The 20,488-nt window shown below is 71.4% G+C and carries 17 protein-coding genes; 10 read left to right on the top strand and 7 right to left on the bottom strand.

The window, feature by feature from the left end; translation table 11 throughout:
- Nucleotides 1-42 precede the first annotated feature (42 nt).
- The 3 genes from OO68_RS08815 to OO68_RS08805 all read left to right on the top strand — a co-directional run bounded on the left by OO68_RS08815 (nt 43) and on the right by OO68_RS08805 (nt 1,647).
- Nucleotides 43-702, top strand: a complete 660-nt coding sequence (locus OO68_RS08815) for a helix-turn-helix domain-containing protein (RefSeq protein WP_033307650.1) — start codon at nt 43-45, stop codon at nt 700-702.
- A gap of 32 nt (nt 703-734) precedes the next feature.
- Nucleotides 735-1,265 carry a hypothetical protein gene (locus OO68_RS08810; RefSeq protein ID WP_033307649.1) on the top strand — a complete coding sequence of 177 codons (531 nt, stop codon included), beginning with the start codon at nt 735-737 and terminating at the stop codon, nt 1,263-1,265.
- Nucleotides 1,266-1,422: 157 nt separating this feature from the next.
- On the top strand, nt 1,423-1,647 hold the full coding sequence (locus OO68_RS08805) for a hypothetical protein (protein WP_033307648.1): 225 nt from the start codon (nt 1,423-1,425) through the stop codon (nt 1,645-1,647).
- Between the two features lie 84 nt (nt 1,648-1,731).
- On the opposite strand, the gene OO68_RS08800 is transcribed toward OO68_RS08805, so the two are convergent.
- Together OO68_RS08800 and OO68_RS08795 are read right to left on the bottom strand one after the other, a co-directional pair.
- The gene (locus tag OO68_RS08800; protein ID WP_033307647.1) at nt 1,732-2,391 is read right to left on the bottom strand and encodes a 4'-phosphopantetheinyl transferase family protein; all 660 of its coding nucleotides are present in this window, start codon (nt 2,389-2,391) and stop codon (nt 1,732-1,734) included.
- A complete protein-coding gene (locus tag OO68_RS08795) occupies nt 2,388-3,248 on the bottom strand; it encodes a metallophosphoesterase family protein (protein ID WP_033307646.1) in 861 nt (286 codons plus the stop codon). The genes OO68_RS08800 and OO68_RS08795 overlap by 4 nt, the downstream gene beginning before the upstream one ends.
- A 257-nt stretch (nt 3,249-3,505) precedes the next feature.
- Here OO68_RS08795 and OO68_RS08790 point away from each other — a divergent pair, with 257 nt between their 5' ends.
- Nucleotides 3,506-4,642: an ATP-grasp domain-containing protein gene (locus OO68_RS08790; RefSeq protein WP_033307645.1), complete on the top strand. Its 1,137-nt coding sequence runs from the start codon at nt 3,506-3,508 to the stop codon at nt 4,640-4,642.
- Nucleotides 4,643-4,810: 168 nt separating this feature from the next.
- Here the strand turns inward: OO68_RS08790 and OO68_RS08785 are convergent, their stop codons facing one another.
- From OO68_RS08785 to OO68_RS08765, 5 genes are all read right to left on the bottom strand, one after another.
- Entirely contained in the window at nt 4,811-5,356 is a 546-nt protein-coding gene (locus OO68_RS08785; RefSeq protein WP_033307644.1) for a cupin domain-containing protein, read from the bottom strand.
- Nucleotides 5,357-5,435: 79 nt separating this feature from the next.
- Nucleotides 5,436-6,686 (bottom strand): alpha-L-fucosidase, encoded by a 1,251-nt coding sequence (locus OO68_RS08780; protein WP_033307643.1) that lies wholly within the window; start codon nt 6,684-6,686, stop codon nt 5,436-5,438.
- Between the two features lie 4 nt (nt 6,687-6,690).
- A complete protein-coding gene (locus OO68_RS08775; protein ID WP_033307642.1) occupies nt 6,691-9,732 on the bottom strand; it encodes an alpha-mannosidase in 3,042 nt (1,013 codons plus the stop codon).
- A gap of 71 nt (nt 9,733-9,803) precedes the next feature.
- Nucleotides 9,804-11,144, bottom strand: coding sequence for a 6-phospho-beta-glucosidase (locus OO68_RS08770; RefSeq protein ID WP_033307641.1), 1,341 nt, complete (start codon nt 11,142-11,144; stop codon nt 9,804-9,806).
- A 190-nt stretch (nt 11,145-11,334) separates the two neighbouring features.
- Nucleotides 11,335-12,099: a DeoR/GlpR family DNA-binding transcription regulator gene (locus tag OO68_RS08765; RefSeq protein ID WP_033307990.1), complete on the bottom strand. Its 765-nt coding sequence runs from the start codon at nt 12,097-12,099 to the stop codon at nt 11,335-11,337.
- Between the two features lie 150 nt (nt 12,100-12,249).
- On the opposite strand from OO68_RS08765, the gene OO68_RS08760 reads away from it, so the two are divergent.
- From OO68_RS08760 to OO68_RS08735, 6 genes are all read left to right on the top strand, one after another.
- Nucleotides 12,250-13,302 (top strand): carbohydrate kinase family protein, encoded by a 1,053-nt coding sequence (locus OO68_RS08760; protein ID WP_033307640.1) that lies wholly within the window; start codon nt 12,250-12,252, stop codon nt 13,300-13,302.
- A gap of 47 nt (nt 13,303-13,349) precedes the next feature.
- Nucleotides 13,350-14,627 carry an ABC transporter substrate-binding protein gene (locus tag OO68_RS08755; RefSeq protein ID WP_033307639.1) on the top strand — a complete coding sequence of 426 codons (1,278 nt, stop codon included), beginning with the start codon at nt 13,350-13,352 and terminating at the stop codon, nt 14,625-14,627.
- 124 nt (nt 14,628-14,751) lie between these two features.
- Complete coding sequence (locus tag OO68_RS08750) at nt 14,752-15,636, top strand: carbohydrate ABC transporter permease (RefSeq protein ID WP_033307989.1); 885 nt, start codon at nt 14,752-14,754, stop codon at nt 15,634-15,636.
- Nucleotides 15,633-16,481 (top strand): carbohydrate ABC transporter permease, encoded by an 849-nt coding sequence (locus OO68_RS08745; RefSeq protein ID WP_033307638.1) that lies wholly within the window; start codon nt 15,633-15,635, stop codon nt 16,479-16,481. Before OO68_RS08750 ends, OO68_RS08745 begins: the two co-directional genes overlap by 4 nt.
- A 139-nt stretch (nt 16,482-16,620) precedes the next feature.
- Nucleotides 16,621-17,535, top strand: a complete 915-nt coding sequence (locus OO68_RS08740) for an alkaline phosphatase family protein (protein WP_033307637.1) — start codon at nt 16,621-16,623, stop codon at nt 17,533-17,535.
- Nucleotides 17,532-20,465, top strand: coding sequence for a glycoside hydrolase family 2 TIM barrel-domain containing protein (locus OO68_RS08735; protein WP_033307636.1), 2,934 nt, complete (start codon nt 17,532-17,534; stop codon nt 20,463-20,465). The genes OO68_RS08740 and OO68_RS08735 overlap by 4 nt, the downstream gene beginning before the upstream one ends.
- The last annotated feature ends 23 nt before the right edge of the window (nt 20,466-20,488 follow it).

The following is a 20,488-nucleotide window of genomic DNA, read 5'->3' as shown; positions in this document are numbered from 1 at the left end:
TCCACTTGTGAGAAGCCTGTGAGATACGTAGGAGATCTGTCGGTGACGGGTGGCTTCGTCGAGGGTCCGGGCGCCACGCCGACGGTCGTGCTATCAGCCGTCGTCTCCCGTGTCGGCGCGCTCGCCGACCGGCTCGGCGTGCCGCACGCCGAGGTCTTCGACATCGGCCGGCTGTCCGTCGCCTCCGGGGTCCCGGTCTCCGTCGTCAAGGCCCTGCTCACGGGCCGGCCTGCGGGCGAGCCCGATGTTCAGGCCCGGTTCCTGCAACGCCTGGACCTGCTGCGGCGGACCCGGCTCAAGCCCAACGGCCGCAAGTACACCCAGCAGGAGATCGCCGACGGCGCGGGCATGTCCCGCCAGCAGGCCGGCGCCCTCATCAACGGCGACCGGCGGCCGACCATGGAGCACTGCGACGCCCTCCAGCGGTTCTTCCGGGTGCACGCCGGCTTCCTGACGGCCGAGGACCCCGAGGCGCTGGTGAGCGCCCTCCAGCACACCGAGCAGGAGCTGCTGCAGAAGCTCGCCGACCGCGAGCGGGAGGCGGCCGCGGCGGCGGACGACCCGCTGGAGCGGCTGCTGCAGGACCACGGCGTGCGCGGCATCGCCTGGCGCGCCGCGCAACTGCCCACCGACCAGCACCGCGACAAGGTCGCGGAGTGGCTGGACATGCTCCTGGAGAGCGTCAAGCGGCCGGAGTCGTGACCGTGGGGAGAACTGTGGGCATCGGTAAGGAAATGCGCCGTCTGTGCGGCGAGCTGGTCGCGGAGCTGACCCTCCCCGCTCCGGCTCGGCCCGAGGAGCTGTACGCCGCCCTGTGCGACGGCATGAGCAGACGCCGCGGCCGCCCCGTCCGCTTCCGAACGGCCGCGTTCCCGCCCGGGACCGCCAGCGGGCTCTGGCTGGACATGGCCGAGCAGGACCTCGTCGTGATCGAGGAACGCACCGCCCCCGATCACCAGTTGGTGATTCTGGGCCACGAGCTGTGGCACATGAAGGCCGGGCACTGCTCCCACCACGTCGAGGGCGCCGCCGTCGCGGCCCGGCTGCTCGACGACGGTGCCGACCTCCAGGCGACCGTGCTGAAGGTCGCCGCGCGCACCCGCTTCGACCTCGACGACGAGAAGGAGGCCGAGAGCTTCGGCCTCCTTCTCGCCAGCAAGTGCCGGGCCTGGCTCGCCGGTTCATCGTCGCGCGGGCCGGTGCAGCGGGATCATCTGGCGGGCCGGATCGAGGCGTCGCTGGGGTATCGGGGACCGCAGGGCTGACGGGATGCGGTGCGCCTGCGCCGAGCGGGCGAACCGGAGGGCTGCTGGGCCGGATTGTCAGTGGTGGGCGGCAAGCTGGAGGGGCGCCACCGTTGTGCGGGGCGTGCGCGCCGCGAGGGCGCGGGACCGACGACGCCGACACGGGGAGAGCCGACCGATGCCCACCGCCGTTCTGACCGACCGCGAACGCACCGCTGTCCAGGCCTATCTGCGGCTGCTGCACACCGTCCGGGCCGCCTTCGACGTGGAGGGCGGCCCGCCGCTGGTCCCGCCCACGGTCCTCGCCGAGGCGGAACAGGCCCTGGAGCGCGCGGGCCTGACCGGCAACGAGGAGGCGTTCTTCCGCCTCCTGCACGACTGGTGCCCGGAGCCGGGCCCCTGACCTGCGCCGGCGGAAGCGGGGTCCGTCGTCCGGCGGATGCACCGGGCGACGGGCTCGAAGCCGGGCCCGCGCTCCGGCGCGGGCTCAGGCGTGGGGTACTGCTATCGCCGTTGCGATCAGGCCCCGTCCTGTCGTCCAGCGGCCGTCGAAGTGGTCGACGCGGCGGGTGCCCACCCGTGGGCCGGGGACGAGCAACGTCGCACGGAAGGTGCCGTCGGCGGTGAGTTCGATGTCGGCCTCCATGAAGTCCAGCCACTTCCCGGTGAGGGGGAACCACGCCTTGTAGACGGACTCCTTCGCGCTGAACAGCAGCCGGTCCCAGTGGATGTCGGGGCGTTCCGCCGCGAGCCTGCGCAGTCGGTCCGCCTCGGCCGGCAGGGAGACGGACGGCAGGACGCCCTCGGGCAGCGGACCATGGGCCTCGGCGTCGATGCCGAGGGACGCGAGGTCGGTGGCGCGGACCAGGGCGGCGGCGCAGTAACCGTCGCAGTGGGTCATGCTGCCGGCCAGCCCGGCCGGCCAGCGGGGGGCGCCGCGTTCCCCGGGCAGGATCGGCTGCGGTGGCAGGCCGAGCTTGTCCATGGCCCGGCGGGCGCAGGAGCGCACGGCGGCGAACTCCCTGCGCCGTTTGGCGACCGCCCGGGCCACGAGCGCCGCCTCCTCGGGGTACAGCGGGGTGACCACGTCCTCGTGGCCGTACGCCTCCACGGTGACCACGGCGTCCGGCAGCAGTTCCTCGATCACCGCTCCTCGCCCTCCCCCGGCAGGATGCGCCGCAGCCGTCCCGGCGGCTGGGCCCGCTTGCTCCACTCGCGTGGATAGCCCACCGACACCTCCTCGAAGCGCACGCCCTCGTGCCAGGTGGTGCGGGGGATGTGCAGATGGCCGTAGACCATCGTGTGTACGCGGAACCTGCGGTGCCAGTCGGCTGTCAGGTCCGTGCCGCACCACATGGCGAACTCGGGGTGCCACAGGACGTCCATCGGATGGCGGTGCAGCGGGTAGTGGTTGACCGGGATCACCGGCAGGCCGCCCGGCAGTCCGGCGAGCCGGCGTTCGGTCTCGGCGACCCGGGCCCGGCACCAGGCCTCCCGGCTCGGGTAGGGGTCGGGGTGCAGCAGGTACTCGTCGGTGCACACGATCCCGGTGCCCTGCGCGTACTCCAGGCCCTGCTCCTTGGTCGTGCAGCCGGCCGGCAGGAACGAGTAGTCGTACAGCAGGAACAGCGGCGCGACGGCGACCGGCCCACCGGGGCCCTCCCAGACCGGGTAGGGGTCCTCGGGTGTCGTCACGCCGAGTTCGCGGCACACCTCGACCAGGTACTCGTACCGGGCGACACCGCGCAGGGTGACGGCGTCGCTCGGATGGGTCCACAGCTCGTGGTTGCCGGGCACCCAGACGACCTTGCGGAAGCGGGCCGCGAGCGCCTTCATGGTCCAGCGGATGTCCGCGACGGTCTCCGCGACGTCCCCGGCGACGAGCAGCCAGTCGTCGTCCGTGCCGGGCCGCATCTCCTCCACCAGGGCGCGGTTCTCCGGGTATCCGATGTGCAGATCGCTGATGGCCAGCAGTTGTGCGGCGCCACCGGCCGTCGACGTCACTTCTCGCCCCCTCCGCGCACCCGGTCGTCACCAAGAGATCACATCCGCGCGACGGGGAGCAAGAGCGGCCCGGGGCCGTGGCGCCGGAGAATTCCTTCACACGCGCGTTGCACGACGAGGCCCGCCGAAGCCGTATGATCTGGCCCAACACCACCGCTACGAACTTCCCTTTCACAGGGGCGGTTTGGTGTCCCTCCCTTTTCTTGCCCGGGCACGGGCTGCTCAGCCCTGCCCGCGAACCGTGAAAGGCGGCCTGCATGGTCTCTCGCGTACGCGTCTGGCTCAACCGCACGTACGCGGAGAACGTGTTCTTCATGGATCAGCTGCGGAGAAATCCCAGCGACCGGGCCGTCGAGATCCACGCCACTCACGGCGACCCCGACTCCCCGGTGCTGGCCGCCGCCGACACCGCCGAGCTGGAGCCCGAGAACCTCTCCCCCGCCGGGTACGTCGAGTTCGCGCTCGACCAGTGCGCGCGGCGCGGCATCGACGTGTTCGTGCCCCGGCTGCACCAGTCGGCGATCGTGGCGCACCGCGCCGAGTTCGAGGCGGCCGGCACCGCGGTGCTGGCGCCGCCGCCCGAAGCCGTGGCCGTCTTCCACGACAAGGTGATCGCCTACGAGGCGGTCCAGGCGATCGGCGTGCCGGTCCCGCCGTGGTACCGGGTCCGCTCGGAGGACGAACTCGTCGCCGCTGTGGAGGAGTTGGAGGCCGTTGGGCACAAGGCGTGCTTCAAGCCGGCGTCCGGGGCCGGCGGAGTGGGCTTCCGGGTGATCACGCGTACGCCCTTTTCGCTGATGCAGCTGAGCGGGTTCCCGAGCCCGTACGTGCCGCTGGAGCTGGTGCTGGAGGCGCTGCGGCAGGCGGAGGAGCCGGTCGACTGGCTGGTGATGCCGCGCCTGGAGCAGCCCGAGGTGTCGGTGGACTGCCTGACCGGCCCGGACAACCGGGTCCGGCTGGCAGTGGGCCGCACCAAGAACGGCCGCCGCCGGGGCTTCACCCTGCACGAGCAGTGGCTGGACCCGGCCCGGCGGATCGCGGAGGGCTTCGGTCTGCACTACCTGTCGAACATCCAGTTCCGGATGTTCGGAGACCGGCCGGTCCTCATGGACGTCAACACCCGCCCGGCCGGCGGGTTGCACCAGCTGTCGCTGTGCGGGGTCAACGCCCCGTGGGCGGCCGTGCAGCTGGCGCTCGGCGAGGACCCGGGCGAGGTGGTGCCGCCGTTCCTGGGCCAGGACTACACGGTGGTGTCGGGACCGCGTCCGCTGCGGCCGGTGTCGCTGCCGCAGCAGCGGCCGGAGGCGACGGATCCGCTGCCCGCGGTGCCCGCGCCCACCGCGGCCGAACCGGTCGGCTCCGTGGGAACGGCGGCCCAGACGCTGCCCCTCTAGGGCCCTTCTGATGGATCTCCGTGGAGGAAGGAGCGGTGTTCGGTGCGTGCTCTCGGCGTGCCGGGCGGAAGCCCTCGTAGCGGAGCTACTAGGGCTTTTGTCCGGTGCGGCGAGAGTGCGTGCCGGGCGTCGCGACGCCGCGGAGATCCATCAGAAGGGCCCAGAGCCTCAGGCCCTGGCCGCGAGCGCCTCGCGCCAGACGGGGCTGTCGACGTAGTGGTTGTCGAAGCGTTCGGAGGAGTCCTTGATCTCCTGCGGGTCGGCCTCGCCGCGCATCACCCGGCCCAGTAGCCGCAGGTAGTCGAAGCGCCCCGCGCCCGGGGTGAAGACGAACAGCACGTCGGCCGTCGCACCGGGCGCGGCGGCGAAGGCGTGCGGGGTGTGCGGCGGTACGAGGAGGAAGTCGCCGGCTCGCAGCACGGTGATCTCCTCGCCCACCAGCACCTGGAGCGCGCCGTCGATCACATAAAACATTTCGGACGCCTTGGTGTGCAGGTGGGCGGGCGCGCCGACCGCGCCCTCCGCGAACGTCGACCGGTAGCCGGTGAGCCGCCCGCCGGTGTTCCCGGAGTCGGCGAGCAGGGTCATCACGCTGCTGGGGTCGCGCGTCGTCTCGGCCTCGGCGGCGCGGGTGAGGACCGGTGCGAAGCCGGTGCTGTCGCCCGTTCCGGTCTCTGCCGTCGTCCTGGCCTCTGCGTTCTGTGTCGTCGTCATGACATCGACTCTAGGCAGCCGGGCGACCCACGCCAGGGGGCATTCCGATGCCGGAATCGTGGGTCAATTCGCCGGCGCGTCAGAAGCGGCCCCCGCCCCGGTACAGCTCCAGTTCTCCGTCCAGTTCGACGGCGAGCACCGTGGCGTGCGGGTCGAGGTCGGCTGCGGGCGGTGGGGCGATCCAGAGGATGCCCGGTGTCTCGTGGAGGCCGCCGGTGATCTGGTGGGGCAGTTCGGTGCCGCTGCCCAGGACCGAGACCCGGCGGACCTTGTTCAGCAGGCCGCGGACGTTGATCTCGGCGCGCGGAGCGTCGAAGAGGGTCAGGTAGAGGGTGCGGCGGTCCTCGGAGAGGGTGCTCGGGCCGTAATGGTGCCCGGGCGGGAGTCCTCGGACGGTGCCGTACACCGCTTCGGCGTGCCGGGCGATCCAGTCGCCGAGCCCTTCCAGCCGCTGCGCCTGCTCATCCGTGATCGTGCCGTCCTCCCGCGGGCCGACGCTGAGGAGCAGGTTGCCTCCGCCGCCGATGGTCTCGGTGAAGTAGCGGATGAGCTGGTCGACGGACTTGTGGTGGTGGTCGTGGTGCTGGTGGCCCCAGGAGTCGTTGATCGTGAGGCACAGCTCCCAGGGGCCCTCCGGCGGGATGACGGGAGCGCCCTGCTCGGGGGTGGCGTAGTCGCCCTCGCTCAGCATGCGGGCGTTGAAGACGACGTCCGGTACCTCGGAGCGGATGAGGGCGGCCAGTTCGGGGATGCGCCACTGTTCCTCGCTGCGGTCCCACTCGCCGTCGAACCACATCAGGTCGGGCCGGTAGCGGGTGGTGAGTTCGCGGATCTGGCCGTCGCGGTAGGCGAGGAACCTCTCCCAGGCGGCCAGGTCCTCGAACTCGGCGGGGACCTCGGAGTAGCGGTTGTCCTCCAGCTCCGGCGGGCGGCCGGGCTTGCGGGTGGAGGCGTAGTCGGGGTGGTTCCAGTCGGAGTGGGAGTAGTAGAGGCCGACCTTGAGTCCCTGCTCGCGCAGGGCCTCGGCGTAGCCGGCGATCAGATCACGGCCCACGTTCAGGTCGCCGTACGCGGTGTCCCACAGGGCGACCCCGTCGTGGTGGCGGCTGGTCAGGACGGCGTACCGGGCGCCGGCCCGCGCGAAGAGCCTCGCCCAGTCGCGCGGGTCGTAGCGGGCAGCCGTGAACCGGTCGAGCTGGGACATGTACCGCTCGTGCGGGACGATGTCGTCGTAGAACGACCAGGACTCCTGGACGCCGTCGACGGCGTAGATGCCCCAGTGCACGAAGATGCCGAGCTTGGCGTCCTCGAACCACGGCTGCATGGCCATGAGGTCAGCCCCTCCGCAGGCGCAGGGTGAGGATCTGGAAGGGCCGCAGCGTCAGGGCGACGGCGCCGTCGGTGATCTCCGCGTCCTCCAGCGGGCGTTCCAGCAGGTCGGTGATGTGGGCGCCGGCCAGCGGGAATCCGGTGCGCAGGGTGCCCGTGGCGCGGCCGCCGCGGGACTCGTAGAGCCGTACGACGACGTCGCCGGAGGCGTCGTCGGCGAGCTTGACCGCTTCCACGGTCACGCCCTCGCCCTCCGCGGAGACGACCGGTTCGGGGGCGCCCGCCGCGCCGGCCACCCGCAGCGGCAGGTTCAGGGAGTAGCCCTCGGCGACGGCGTCCTCGATGGTCGCGCCGGGCAGCAGCGCGTAGGTGAAGCGGTGGCGGCCCTGGTCGGCCTCGGGGTCCGGGATGCGCGGGGCGCGGACCAGGCTGAGGCGGACGGTGGTGGTGGTGCCGCCGTCCTCGCGGACCGTGCGGGAGACGTCGTGGCCGTACGTCGAGTCGTTGATGACCGCGACGCCGTAGCCGGGTTCGCCGAGGTGCACCCAGCGGTGGCCGGAGACCTCGAAGCGGGCCGCCTCCCAGCTGGTGTTGGTGTGCGTGGGGCGCTGGATGTGGCCGAACTGGATCTCGGCGGAGGAGTGCGGGGCGCGGATGTCGACCGGGAAGGCCGCCTTGAGGATCTTCTCGGTCTCGTGCCAGTCGATGTCCGTCTCGATGTCGATCCGGGGGCTGCCGGCGCGGACGGTGATCGTCTGGGTGATCGTGGAGCCCTTGCCGAAGGCCCGCTCGACGCGGACGGCGCCGATCAGCGGGTCCTGCTCGACGACCGTGACGGACGTGGCGTCCAGGAGGTCCGTGTAGCGGTTCTTGTAGTGCTTGTCGATGTCCCAGGCGTCCCAGTAATTGGGCAGGTCGGTGTGCAGACGGAGCAGGTTGCCGGGCTCGGCGAGGACCTCGCGGCCGGCGCGCAGGTCGCGGACGGACGACAGGGTGCCGTCCTCGGCGACCTCCACGCGGACCAGTCCGTTGTCGAGGACCAGGCCGTCCACCGTCACCGGCTTCGGGGGCGCCGCGTCGGTGAGGGGCGCGGAGCCGCTCGCGGGCACCTCCACGAACACCGGTGTGCCGTCGGCGGTGCGGACCACTTCGGCGCGGTCGTAGGGGCTGGTGTTGAAGGCGCGGGGTTCCCCGGCGCCCAGTGCGGCCACCGCCTCGGCGGTCAGCGCGTGCAGTTCCCGCGCGACACGGGCGTACTCGGCCTCGGCCTCGCGGTGCACCCAGGCGATGGAGGAGCCGGGCAGGATGTCGTGGAACTGGTGCAGCAGCACCGTCTTCCACAGCCGGTCCAGCTTCTCGTGCGGGTAGCTGTAGCCCGGCGCGTGCAGCGCGGCCGTGGTCGCCCAGAGCTCGGCCTCGCGCAGGAGGTGCTCGGAGCGGCGGTTGCCCTGCTTGGTACGGGCCTGGGAGGTGTAGGTGGCGCGGTGCAGCTCCAGGTAGAGCTCGCCGACCCACACGGGCGCGTCCGGGTACTCCTCGCGGGCCTTGGCGAAGAACTCGTCGGGGTGTTCGACGACGACCTTGGCGGAGCCCTCCAGGTCGGCCAGCCGGCGGGCCCGTTCCATGATCTCGCGGGTGGGGCCACCGCCGCCGTCGCCCCAGCCGAACGGGGCCAGGGAGCGGGAGGCGCCGCCCTTCTCCTGGTAGTTGCGGACGGCGCGGGACATCTCCTCGCCGCTGAAGCGGGCGTTGTAGGTGTCGACCGGCGGGAAGTGGGTGAAGATGCGGGTCCCGTCGATGCCCTCCCACCAGAAGGTGTGGTGGGGGAACCGGTTGGTCTGGTTCCAGGAGATCTTCTGGGTGAGGAACCACTCGTTCCCGGCGAGCTTGGCGATCTGCGGGTAGGCCGCGTTGTAGCCGAAGGAGTCGGGCAGCCACACGCCCTTGGTCTCGATGCCGAAGTGGTCCATGAAGAACCGCTTGCCGTGGATGAACTGGCGGGCGACGGCCTCGCCGCCGGGCAGGTTGCCGTCGGACTCGACCCACATGCCGCCGACCGGCGCCCACTGGCCGTTCTTTACCGACTCCTGGATGCGGGCCCAGACCTTGGGGTAGTTGTCGCGCACCCACTCGTACTGCTGGGCCTGGGAGCAGGCGAAGATGAAGTCGTCGTACTCGTCGGCGAGCGAGGTGACGTTGGAGAAGGTGCGGGACGTCTTGCGCTTTGTCTCGCGGATCGGCCAGAGCCAGGCGGAGTCGATGTGGGCGTGGCCGACGCCGGAGATCGTGTGCGCGCTGGCGTGCGCGGGCTTGGACAGCACCGGCTTGAGGGCCTCCCGGACCGCGGCGGCCGAGCCGGAGACGTCGTCCAGGTCGAGCAGGTCCATGGCCCGGTCGAGGGCGTGGGCGATCTCGTGCCGGCGCGGATCGTGCTCGCCGAGCTCCAGCATCAGCTCGCGCAGCACCTGCACGTCGAGGTCGAGGTGCCAGACCTCCTCGTCGAGGATCGCGAGGTCGGCGGCGCGGAAGGTGTAGAGGGGCTTGTCGCCCGCGGTGAGCTTGTCGCCGAGCGGGGTGGTCTTCGAGAAGTTGTCCGCGAGGATGTCCGGGTTGGAGGCGGCCTCGACGAGGTAGTCGACGCTCTCGCCGCCCTGCGCGGGGTTGGCGATCGCCACGTAGTGGTTGAGCGGGTTGACGGCCTTCAGCGGGGTGCCGTCCGTGAGGTGGACGAGGGCCTCGGCCTGGTTGCCGGGCCAGTCGCCGGTGAAGCCGAGGTCGATGACGGCCTCGACGCGCTTGCCGGCCCACTCGGCGGGCACCTGTCCGCGCATGCGGAACCAGGTGGTGCCCCAGGGCGGGCCCCACGGGGTGCCCATCGCGAACGGCTCGTAGGAGGCGGCGGCCGCCTCCTCGAACGAAACCGGCTCCCCCGGGGCCTGCCAGGCCTCCACCTCGAAGGGGACGGTGGCCGCGTAGACCGCGGTCTTGATGCGCTGGTCGTGAAGGCGCTGCACGCGCTCCTCGATGCGGCGGCTTTCGTCGTGCATGGGATGTCTCCAGGAAGCGGGAAGAGCGAGCAGGCGGGAAGCGGTGGGGGAAAGCGCTTACCGATCGGCGTTCACCTAAGGTACGCCAACCCGGGGTGGACGTCGGTGTAGCCCTCGACCAGCCTGCGGGCCACGTTGACGGAGTCGACCAAGGGGTGCAGGGCGAAGGCCTTCACGGCCGTCGCGCGGGAGCCCGATGCGGCGGCGGCCAGCACCTCGCGCTCGACCGCCTTGACCGCGCAGACCAGGCCGGTGGCGTGGTCGGGCAGCGGGTCGACGGTGACGGGGTGGGCGCCGTTGGCGTCGACGAGGCAGGGGACCTCGATGACGGCCTCCGTGTCGAGGACCGACAGCGTGCGCCGGTTGCGGACGTTGAGGATCAGGGTGGTGCGCTCGTCCCGGGCGATCGCCCGCATCAGGGCGAGCGCGACCTTCTCGTAGCCGCCGGACAGGTCGTCCTCGTCGCGTTCGCCGGCGCCCGCGGTCTCGCGGTTCTCGGCCATGTACGTGGCCTCGCGCTCGGCGCGGGTGCGGTCCCAGACGGTGAGGGCGGGGGCATGCGGGTTCTTCATCTCGGCGTAGAAGCGGGCCTGCTGGTCGTGCAGGAAGGCGCCGCGGGTCTTCTCGGCCTGCTGGTAGGCCCGGACGGCCTCGCGGTTGAAGTAGTAGTAGTGCAGGTATTCGTTGGGGATCGCGCCGAGGGAGCGCAGCCAGTCGGTGCCGAAGAGCTTGCCCTCCTCGAAGGAGCCGAGGAGGTCGGGGTCGGCGAGCAGCCGCGGCAGTTCGTCACGGCCCGCGACGCGCAGGCCGCGCACCCAGCCGAGGTGGTTGAGGCCGACGTAGTCGATCCACGCCTCCGCCGGGTTCTTGACGCCGAGCACCCGGGCGATACGGCGGCCGAGGCCGACCGGGGAGTCGCAGATGCCGATGACGCGGTCGCCGAGGTGGCGGGACATGGCCTCGGTGACCAGTCCGGCCGGGTTGGTGAAGTTGATGACCCAGGCGTCGGGGGCGTGCCGGGCCACCCGCTTGGCGATGTCGACGGCGACCGGGACCGTGCGCAGGCCGTAGGCGATGCCGCCCGCGCCCACCGTCTCCTGGCCCAGCACGCCCTCGGCCAGGGCCACGCGCTCGTCGTTCGCGCGCCCCTCCAGGCCGCCGACGCGGATCGCGGAGAACACGAAGTCGGCTCCGCGCAGGGCCTCGTCGAGGTCGGTGGTGGCGCTCACCTCGGGCGCGTCGGCCACTCCGGCCGCCTGCTCGGCGAGGACACGTGTCACCGCCGACAGACGCCCGGCGTCCAGGTCATGCAGGACGACATGGGTCACCCGGCCCTCGGCGTGGTCCTGGAGGAGCGCTCCGTACACCAGCGGCACGCGGAATCCGCCGCCGCCCAGAATCGTCAGCTTCACCGGGTTCCTCCGATACGGCGGGCCGTGTGCGGCACGGGGCGAGAACCGAACACGCGCCACCTCCTTGAACGTGCTTCGGGGCCCCGTGCCGGTGCCGGCCCGGCCGGGGTCGAGGGCGGGGGACCTTGCTGTGCACCGGACGGCGGGGCGGCCTGAGCCGACGGGCTTCCCGCCGCGGCCGGGGGAGGGTTCACGCTTGCCCCTTTCCCGCCACGACCACCTCGACGCCCGCCTCCTGGAAGGAGGCCCGCGTCGCGGCGTCGACCGGCTCGTTCGTCACGACCGCGTCCAGTTCCTCGGGACCGCAGACCTTCGCCATCCCGTGCCCCGGGAACTTCGCCGCGTCGGCGAGCAGCACCACCTTCTCGCCGGCCTTGATCATGGCGCGCTTGACCGGCACCTCCACCACCGTCGTGTCCATGACCTGACCGCCGGGCCGCACCCCGCTGGTGCCGAGGAAGAGCCAGTCGGCGTGCAGCTGACGCAGGTTGTCCTCGGTGAGGAAGCCGACCAGGGAGCGGTACTCGCGGCGGACCATCCCGCCGAGCAGGACCAGCTCGATGCCCTCGTCGTCGGCGAGTTCCTCGTAGACCACCAGGTTGCTGGTGATGACGGTGAGGCGGCGGCCGTGCAGCTGCCGGGCCAGGCGGTAGGCCGTCGTCCCGATGTCCAGCAGAACCGACTGGCCGTCCCTGATCATCGCGGCGGCCCGTTCGGCTATGGCGTCCTTCTCGTTGACGCGGACTTCGGCGACCTCGGCGAAGGGCTGGTCGCCCTCCTCCACGACGGCGCCGCCGTGCACGCGCGTGAGCAGTCCGTCTTCTTCCAGTTTGACCAGGTCACGCCTGATCGTGGCGGGACTCACTCCCAGTTGCTCCGAGAGGTCGGTCACGGCCGCGGGCCCGCCGGCGCGCAAGGCCCGCAGGATGAGTTGGTGTCGTCGTTCTGCCAGCACGGCGTGCACATTACTCGTCATCTCCAATCATCGCCATGCTTATTTCTGCTCGGGTATTGACCAATCTCGCTGAAGCAGCGCACGATTCCGGTCACCGAAATGAAGAGTTTTGACGATCTCCGTTGAAGCCGTGAGCGAGAGGACACATCCGTGGACGGTGACCGGCCCGATGTGCTGCTGACCGGGCTGCTCTTCTACGACCTCGTCCTTACGGGGCTCGGCAAGCCGCCGACGCCGGGCGAGGAGATCTGGACCCGGGGCATGGGCTGCGGCCCGGGCGGCATCGCGAACCTCGCGGTGGCCGCCTCCCGCTTCGGCCTCAGCACCTCCCTGGCCACAGTGTTCGGCGACGACTTCTACGGCGCGTACTGCCGGGACGTCCTGTGCGGCCAGGAAGGCGTCGACCTCTCGCTCTCCCGCACGGCGGAGGGCTGGCCGACCCCGGTCACCGTCTCCGTCGCCTACGGCCAGGACCGGGCCCTGCTCACCCATGGCCAGGAGCCGCCGTACTCGCAGGACGTGCTGATGGGCGACCCGCCCGAGGCGCGTACCGCCCTGGTGCACCTGGAGGCCGAGCCGCGCGAGTGGCTCGCCAAGGCCGCCGCGAACGGCACACAGGTCTACGCCGACGTCGGCTGGGACCCCACCCAGGAGTGGCCGACGGCCCTCCTGGAGCAGCTGGCCCTGTGCCACGCCTTCCTCCCGAACGAGACGGAGGCCATGGCCTACACCCGCACGGACAGCGCGGTCGCCGCGCTCGGCACGCTGTCCGAGCTGGTGCCGGTCGCCGTGGTCACCCGGGGCGGGGACGGCGCCGTGGCCGTCGACCAGATCACCGGCGAATACGCGGACGTGCCCGCCCTCGGCGTCGACGTGCTGGACGCGACGGGTGCCGGGGACGTCTTCGGCGCCGCGTTCGTCACCGCCTCGCTCGGCGGCTGGCCACTGGCGCAGCGGCTGCGGTTCGCGGTGCTCGCGGCCGGGCTGTCCGTCACCCGCCACGGCGGGGCCCTCGCGGCCCCCGGCTGGTACGGCGTCGACCGCTGGTGGCGCTCCCTGACCGATCCCGAAGTGAAGCGCGGGTACGGCTTCCTGGCCGACCGGCTCCCGGTGAATCCCGGGCCGGCTCTCGCGTACGCGCCCGTCACCCCGCCGGCCCCTCACACGTCCGTCGGCCCACGCGCCTCCGAACGGCGGCACTGACCCTCGAAACCCCTCGGCACGTCGAACAGCAACAGCAGGAGAGACCCGTGGACCTTTCCCGTAGACGCTTCCTCCAGGCCGCCGCGTTCACCGCGGCCGCCTCCGGGCTGACCGTGGCCTGCGGCAACGGCTCAGACTCGGCAGGCAGCAAGAACGGCAAGAACCTCACCCTGTGGTACTGGGGAGGCGCGCTCAGCGACAAGGTGGTCGCCGAGGCGAAGACGCACTTCAGCAAGGACGTGAAGCTGACCGCCGCCTCCATCGGCGGCGACTTCAAGCAGAAGCTGACGACCACCCTCGCGGCCGGCACCTCCGTGCCCGACATCACCGGCATCAAGGGCGAGGACATGGCGTCCTTCCTGCCCAACGGCAATCGCTTCCTCGACCTGAACGACCTGGGCTTCAAGGAGATCTCGTCGAAGTACCTGGACTGGAAGACCAAGCTCGCCCGGACCGAGGACGGCCAGCAGATCGGCTTCCCGATCGACATCGGCCCCACCGCGCTCTTCTACCGCGCGGACCAGTTCGACAGGGCCGGGCTGCCCACCGACCCCGACAAGGTCGCCGCCGAGGCCGGGACGTGGGAGGACTACTTCGCCCTCGGCGTCGAGCTGCGGAAGAAGCTGCCCGGCACCTACCTGATCAACAACATCAGTTCGGTGTTCAACATGGCGGTCGGGCAGGGCACCGAGCGGTTCATCGACAGGGACAACCGCTTCATCGGCGACCAGGACCACATCCGCGAGGCGTGGACCACGGCGGTGCGCCCCTACACCCTCGGCATAGACGCCAAGATCAACGACAACAGCTGGAACGCCGCCATCGGCAAGAGCCTGACCACCGAACTCGGTGCGGCCTGGCACGCGCTGGACATCGAGCAGGCCGCTCCGAACACCAAGGGCAAGTGGCGGGTCTGCGCGATGCCCGGCGGACCGGCCAACCAGGGCGGCTCCTACCTGGCCCTGCCCAAGCAGTGCCGGAACCCCGAAGAGGCGTTCAAGATCATCAGCTGGATCCTCAGCCCCGAGAACGACGCGCGCGGCTTCGCCGACGCCGCGATCTTCCCCGCCGCGCCGGCGGCGTACGCCATGCCGGCCATGACCGGCGGGGACCCCTTCTTCGGCGGGCAGAAGGTCATCGAAGTGTTCGGCCCGGCCGCCAAGGCCACCCCGGCCAGCTACGAGGCTCCCGCCGACGCCGCCGTCATGGCGCCGTACATGACCGGGCTGACCAGCATCGAGGCCAAGGGCAAGAAGCCCGACGACGCCTGGAACGACGCGGTGAGCCAGGCCAGGCAGATCGCTCGGCGACAGGGGGTGAAGTGAGGTGACGTCACCTCCGGTCACCGGTCCCGCCGCGGCGCCCCGGCACCGCGGCGGGCCGGGCCCGGCCCGCTTCCGTCCGCGGCGCACGCCGCCGGCGGGCACCGTGCGGCCGAGCCGTCGCGGGGTGGTGTCCCACTGGCGGCAGTACCTCGCGATCTCGCCCTTCTTCCTGATCTTCGGCGTCTTCTCGCTCTTCCCGGTCTGCTACTCGCTGTACCTCGCCTTCCAGCGCTGGGACGGCATGGGCACCGTGCAGTTCGTGGGACTGGACCAGTTCCGGTTCCTGTGGGACGACCCGGTCTTCTGGCTGTCGATCCGCAACACCCTGGCGATCTGGGTGCTGTCCACCGTCCCCACCCTGTTCGGCGCCCTGGTGCTGGCGACGCTGCTGCATTCGGTGCGCCGCTTCAAGGGCTTCTACCGCATCGCCCTCTACATACCGAACGTCACCTCGATCGTCGCCGTGTCGATCTTCTTCGGGGCGGTGTTCAGCAACAACTTCGGTCTGGTCAACGCGATCCTGGGCACGGTCGGCATCTCGCCCGTGCCGTGGCTGAGCAACCCGTGGCTGATCAAACTGGTCATCGCGCTGCTGATGACCTGGATGTGGACCGGCTACAACATGATCATCTATCTGGCCGGCCTCCAGGCCATCCCCACCCAGATCTACGAGGCGGCCAGGCTGGACGGCGCCGGCCCGATCCGCACGTTCTTCCAGATCACCATGCCGATCATGCGGCCCATCATCCTGTTCACGGTGATCATCTCGACCATCAACGGCCTGCAGAGCTTCAGCGAGCCCCAGGTCCTGTTCGGCAGCAACGCCGCCAACCCGAACCTCGGCGGCCCCGGCCAGGCGGGCCTGACCACGCTGCTGTACTTCTACCAGTCGGCCTTCGTCAACAACGACTACGGCTACGGCGCGGCCATCGTGTGGGCCTTCTTCGTACTGATCATGGTGCTGGTCGTCGTCAACTGGCGCGTCGTCCAGCGCGGGAGGAAATCATGACCGCAGTGGTCCCGAGGCGGTCACGGCGTCCCAGGGGCCTGACCGCGCACATCGTCCTCGTCCTGGCCGTCCTGATCTCGGTCTTCCCGTTCGCGTGGACGATCGTCATGGCGACGAACACCACCGAGGACATCTACAAGAGCCCGCCGAAACTGACCTTCGGCTCCCACCTGCTGGAGAACATCCGGCACGTGCTCGACACCATCGACTTCTTCGGGTCGATGCTGAACACGGTCGTCGTCGCGTCCGTCACCACCGTCCTGGTGCTGTTCATCGACTCCCTGGCGGCGTTCGTCTTCGCCAAGTTCGACTTCCCCGGGCGCAAGGTGCTGTTCGCGACGCTGGTCGGCTTCATGATGCTGCCGCTCCAGCTGGCCGTCCTCCCCCAGTTCATCCTCATGTCGGACATCGGCTGGGTCGGCACGCTCAAGGCGCTGATCCTGCCCGCCCTCGCCAACGCCTTCGGCATCTTCTGGCTGCGCCAGTACATAGAGAACGGCGTGCCGGACGAACTCCTCGACGCCGCGCGCATCGACGGCGCCGGCTTCTTCCGCCAGTACTGGAACATCGTACTCCCGATGATCAGGCCGGCCCTGTCCTTCCTCGCCATCTACGCCTTCGTCAACGCCTGGAACGACTACATCTGGCCGCTCGTCGTGCTCAACGACCCCGCCCACCTCACGCTCCAGGTGGCGCTGGCCCAGCTCCACGTCGGCCACACCACCGACTACAGCATGGTCATGGCCGGCGTGCTCATGGCGTCCGTGCCGCTGGTCGTGGTCTTCACGATCTTCGCCCGCGGGTTCATCGCGGGCGCCACGGAGGGTGCGGTGCAGGGGAGTTGAGGGGTGGCGCCCTCAAGGGGCGCGGGGCCGCATCGATGTGCGGCTCCGCCGCGTGGGCGCGGCCGGCCACCGCAGGCGTGCAGCCAAGAACCGGCGGCCGGTCCCGAGCTCGTAGTGGTCACAGAAGAAGGGCACGCCAGTGACGGACATCAACACCGAGGCCCGCCGCCCCAAGGTCCTCGTCGTCGGCATGGACGGCCTGCGCTACGACCGCCTGACCCGCTCCCCCTCCACCGCACCCGTGCTGCACCACCTGATGGCCACCGGTGCCCACGGCACGAGCCTGCTGCCCTACGGCCGGGCCGGCGACGACCCCTCGGCCGGCACGGCCTACACCGACTCCGGACCCGGCTGGTCGAGCATCCTCACCGGGGTGTGGCCCGACCGCCACGGCGTCACCGGCAACGATTTCAAAGGGGCCGACTACGCCCGCTACCCCGACTTCCTGACCCGCGCCTGCACCGCCCGGCCCGGTCTGCGCACGGCGGCCGCCGTCTCCTGGCCGGCCCTGGTGCGCCGCGGCACACTCGGCCGGGCCATCGGCCGCCGTGTGCGCCCCAACGGTGAACGCAGGGGGTACGGAACCGCGGACCGCCGCGTCGCCCGCACCGTCCTGCGCTGGCTCACCGAGGGCGACCCGGACGCCCTGTTCGTGTACTTCGGCGCCACCGACGAGGCCGGTCACGCCACGGGCCCCCTCTCCCCCGCCTACGACCGGGCCCTGCTCGACCAGGACGCCCACCTCGGGCGGCTGCTGGAGGCGATCGACGCCCGGCGCGCACACCCGGGGCGCGCCGAGGAGCGCTGGACCGTGCTGGTCACCACCGACCACGGGCACCTCGACGCCGGTGGCCACGGCGGAGACTCACGTGCCGAACGGGAGGTCTTCGTCATCCTCGCCGAGCCCGGCGGCCCCGCGGGCATCCGGCTCGACTCGCCCCGCCTCATCGACATCGCCCCCACGGTCCTGGACCGCCTGGGCATCCCCCTCGACCCCGCCTGGGACCTGCAGGGCCGTGTCCTGCCCGGGCACACAACTTCGGAATGGTCATGACCGACGCACCCCTCGACCCCCTGATCGCCCTCCGCCCCTGGCAGGCACCCGAGGTGACCTCCTGGGGCCGGCTGCCGATGAACGCCGTCGACCGGCGCTCGGGAGCCGTCCCGCTCGACGGTGACTGGCGCTTCCAGCTGCTGCCCGCGCCGGACGCGCCGCCCGGGGAGGTCTGGTCGTCGTCGTACGTACCCGGCGTGTGGACCCTGCAGGGCACGGACGATCTTCCGCAGTACCTGAACATCCGCATGCCGTTCGCCGAGTTCCCTCCGGACGTGCCCGCCGCCAACCCGACCGGGGTCTACGAGCGGGCGGTGGACGTGCCCGCCGAGTGGGCCGGGCGGCGGATCGTGCTCCAGGTCGGGGCCGCCGAGAGCATGCTGCTCGTGCACGTGGACGGGCGGGCCGTCGGGATCTCCAAGGACGCGCACCTGGCGGCCGAGTTCGACCTGACCGACCTGGTGCGCCCAGGAGAACGGTCCACCGTGCGGCTGACCGTGGTGAAGTGGTCGGACGCCTCGCACATCGAGGACCAGGACCAGTGGTGGCACGGCGGGATCACCCGCTCGGTGCTGCTGTACGCCACCGACCCGCTGCATCTCGCGGACGTGACCGTGCGGGCCCGGCGCGACGGCGACCTGCTGGTGGAGTGCCGGGTGCGGAACGCGGGCGGGGCGCTGCCCGGGGGCTGGTACGTCAGCGGGGAGCTGGACGGGCAGTTGCTCACCCAGGACGCGGAGTTCGACCGGGCCAACGCCGAGGACGAGCGCGTCTCCGGCTTCCTGGGGGAGGCCCGGCTGCGCGCCGCTGTGCCTCAGGTGCGCACCTGGAACGCCGAGACGCCCGAGCTGTACGGTCTGACCGTCCGCCTGCACCGCGCCGACGGCACCGTCGCCGACACCTCACGGCATCGCGTCGGCTTCCGGGACGTCGAGATCGTCGGCCGGGACCTGCTGGTCAACGGCGAGCGGGTGTTCATCCGGGGCGTGAACCGGCACGACTTCCATCCGCTGACGGGGCGCACGGTGTCGTACGACGACATGCGCGCGGACCTCGTCCTGCTGAAGCGGTTCGGGTTCAACGCGATCCGCACCGCGCACTACCCGAACGACCCGGCCTTGTACGACCTGGCCGACGAGCTCGGGTTCTACGTCGTCGACGAGGCGGACATCGAGTCCCACGACCACGCGCACGAGATCGCCGACGACCCGCGCTATCTGGGCGCCTTCGTGGACCGGGTCGCGCGGATGGTGCTGCGGGACAAGAACCACCCGTCCGTCATCATCTGGTCGCTGGGCAACGAGTCCGACTACGGCGCGAACCACGACGCGGCGGCGGGCTGGGTGCGCCGGCACGACCCGACCCGGCCGGTGCAGTACGAGGGCGCGGCCAAGCGCGGCTGGGCGGATCCGGACCTGGCCTCCGACATCGCCTGCCCCATGTACGCGCCGCTGGAGGAGTGCCTGGCGCACGCCCTGTCCGGTACCCAGACCAAGCCGATCGTCCAGTGCGAGTACTCGCACGCCATGGGCAACAGCAACGGCACGCTGGCGGACCATTGGGCGGCCATCGAGGCCACCCCGGGTCTTCAGGGCGGGTTCATCTGGGAGTTCTGGGACCACGGCATCCTCCAGCGTGTGAACGACGGCAGACCCGCCGGGCGTGGGGGCGCCGGGCTCTATGACAACGGTGTCGCCGCGCCCGGGCATCGCTGGGCCTACGGCGGCGACTTCGGGGAGACGGACCACGACGGCGCCTTCATCGCCGACGGTGTCGTCTTCCCCGACCGGACTCCCAAGCCCGTGATGTTCGAGCACCGGGAGATCGCCGCGCCGGTGCGCATCGACTGCTTCCGGCACGAGGGCGTCGTGCTGGGCAACCACCAGCACTTCCGGGGCCTGGACTGGCTGTCCGGCGAGTGGGAGCTGTCCCTCGCCGACGGCACCACCCTGACGGCGCCCGCCGAGCTGCCCGGTCTCCGGCCGGGTGAGACGGCCGCGGTGCCGCTGCCGTTCGAGCTGCCCGCGGAGGGCGGCGAGGCGTGGCTGACGCTGCGGGTCACGACGGCCCGGGACGAGCCGTGGGCGCCGCGCGGCACGGTCGTGTGCCTGCCGCAGGTGCGGCTGCGGGCGGCACTCCCGCCGCCGCACACCCGGGTCCCGGACGGTGTGGTCGAGGTCGACGACGAGGGGCTGCTCGTCCATCCGCTGCTGACGGCCGCGCCCGTGCTGTCGCTGTGGCGGGCACCGACCGACAACGACGAACTGGGCGGCATGGCGGCCCGCTGGCGGGACTGGGGGCTGGAGGCGCCCACCCGCAAGGTCGTCTCCGTGCGGCGTGCCCCGGGCCGGGTGACCGTGGTGTCCGACCACGTCTGCGCGGGCGGGACCGTCCGGCACGAGCAGGTGCTGACGGCCATGGACGGCGGGCTGACCGTGGACGAGAGCGCCGTACTGCCGGAGGCGCTGCACGACGTGGCCCGGGTCGGGACCGTGTTCGAGACGGTCCCCGGGCTGAACCTGCTGGAGTGGTTCGGTCAGGGCCCCTGGGAGTCGTATCCGGACCGGGCCGCCGGGGCGCCCGTCGGCCACCACTCCCTCCCGGTGGACGAGCTGTTCACGCCCTATCTGCGGCCCCAGGAGAGCGGCGGGCGGCACGGCGTACGGCGGTTCACGCTGTCCGCGCCGGACGCCGCCGGGCTCGCGGTGCGGCTGGACCGGCCCCGGCAGGTCTCCGTGACCCGGCACCGCGCGGCCGGTCTCGCCGCCGTCGCTCACCACGACGAACTGGTGCCGCGGGCCGGGTGCGTGGTGCACATCGACGCGGCGCACCGCGGGCTCGGCACGGCGTCGTGCGGGCCCGACACCTTCGCTTCCTACCTCGTCGCGACAGGCGTCCATCGCTGGAGCTGGTCGCTGAGCGTTCTCTGAGTTCACCCGCCCCCTCTCTCGAT

The sequence above is a fragment of the Streptomyces iakyrus genome, from assembly GCF_000717055.1.
In the GTDB taxonomy this organism is placed as follows: domain Bacteria; phylum Actinomycetota; class Actinomycetes; order Streptomycetales; family Streptomycetaceae; genus Streptomyces; species Streptomyces iakyrus.
The sequence above is the reverse complement of the archived record's forward strand: the minus strand, read 5'-3'. Positions and strand labels throughout refer to the sequence as shown.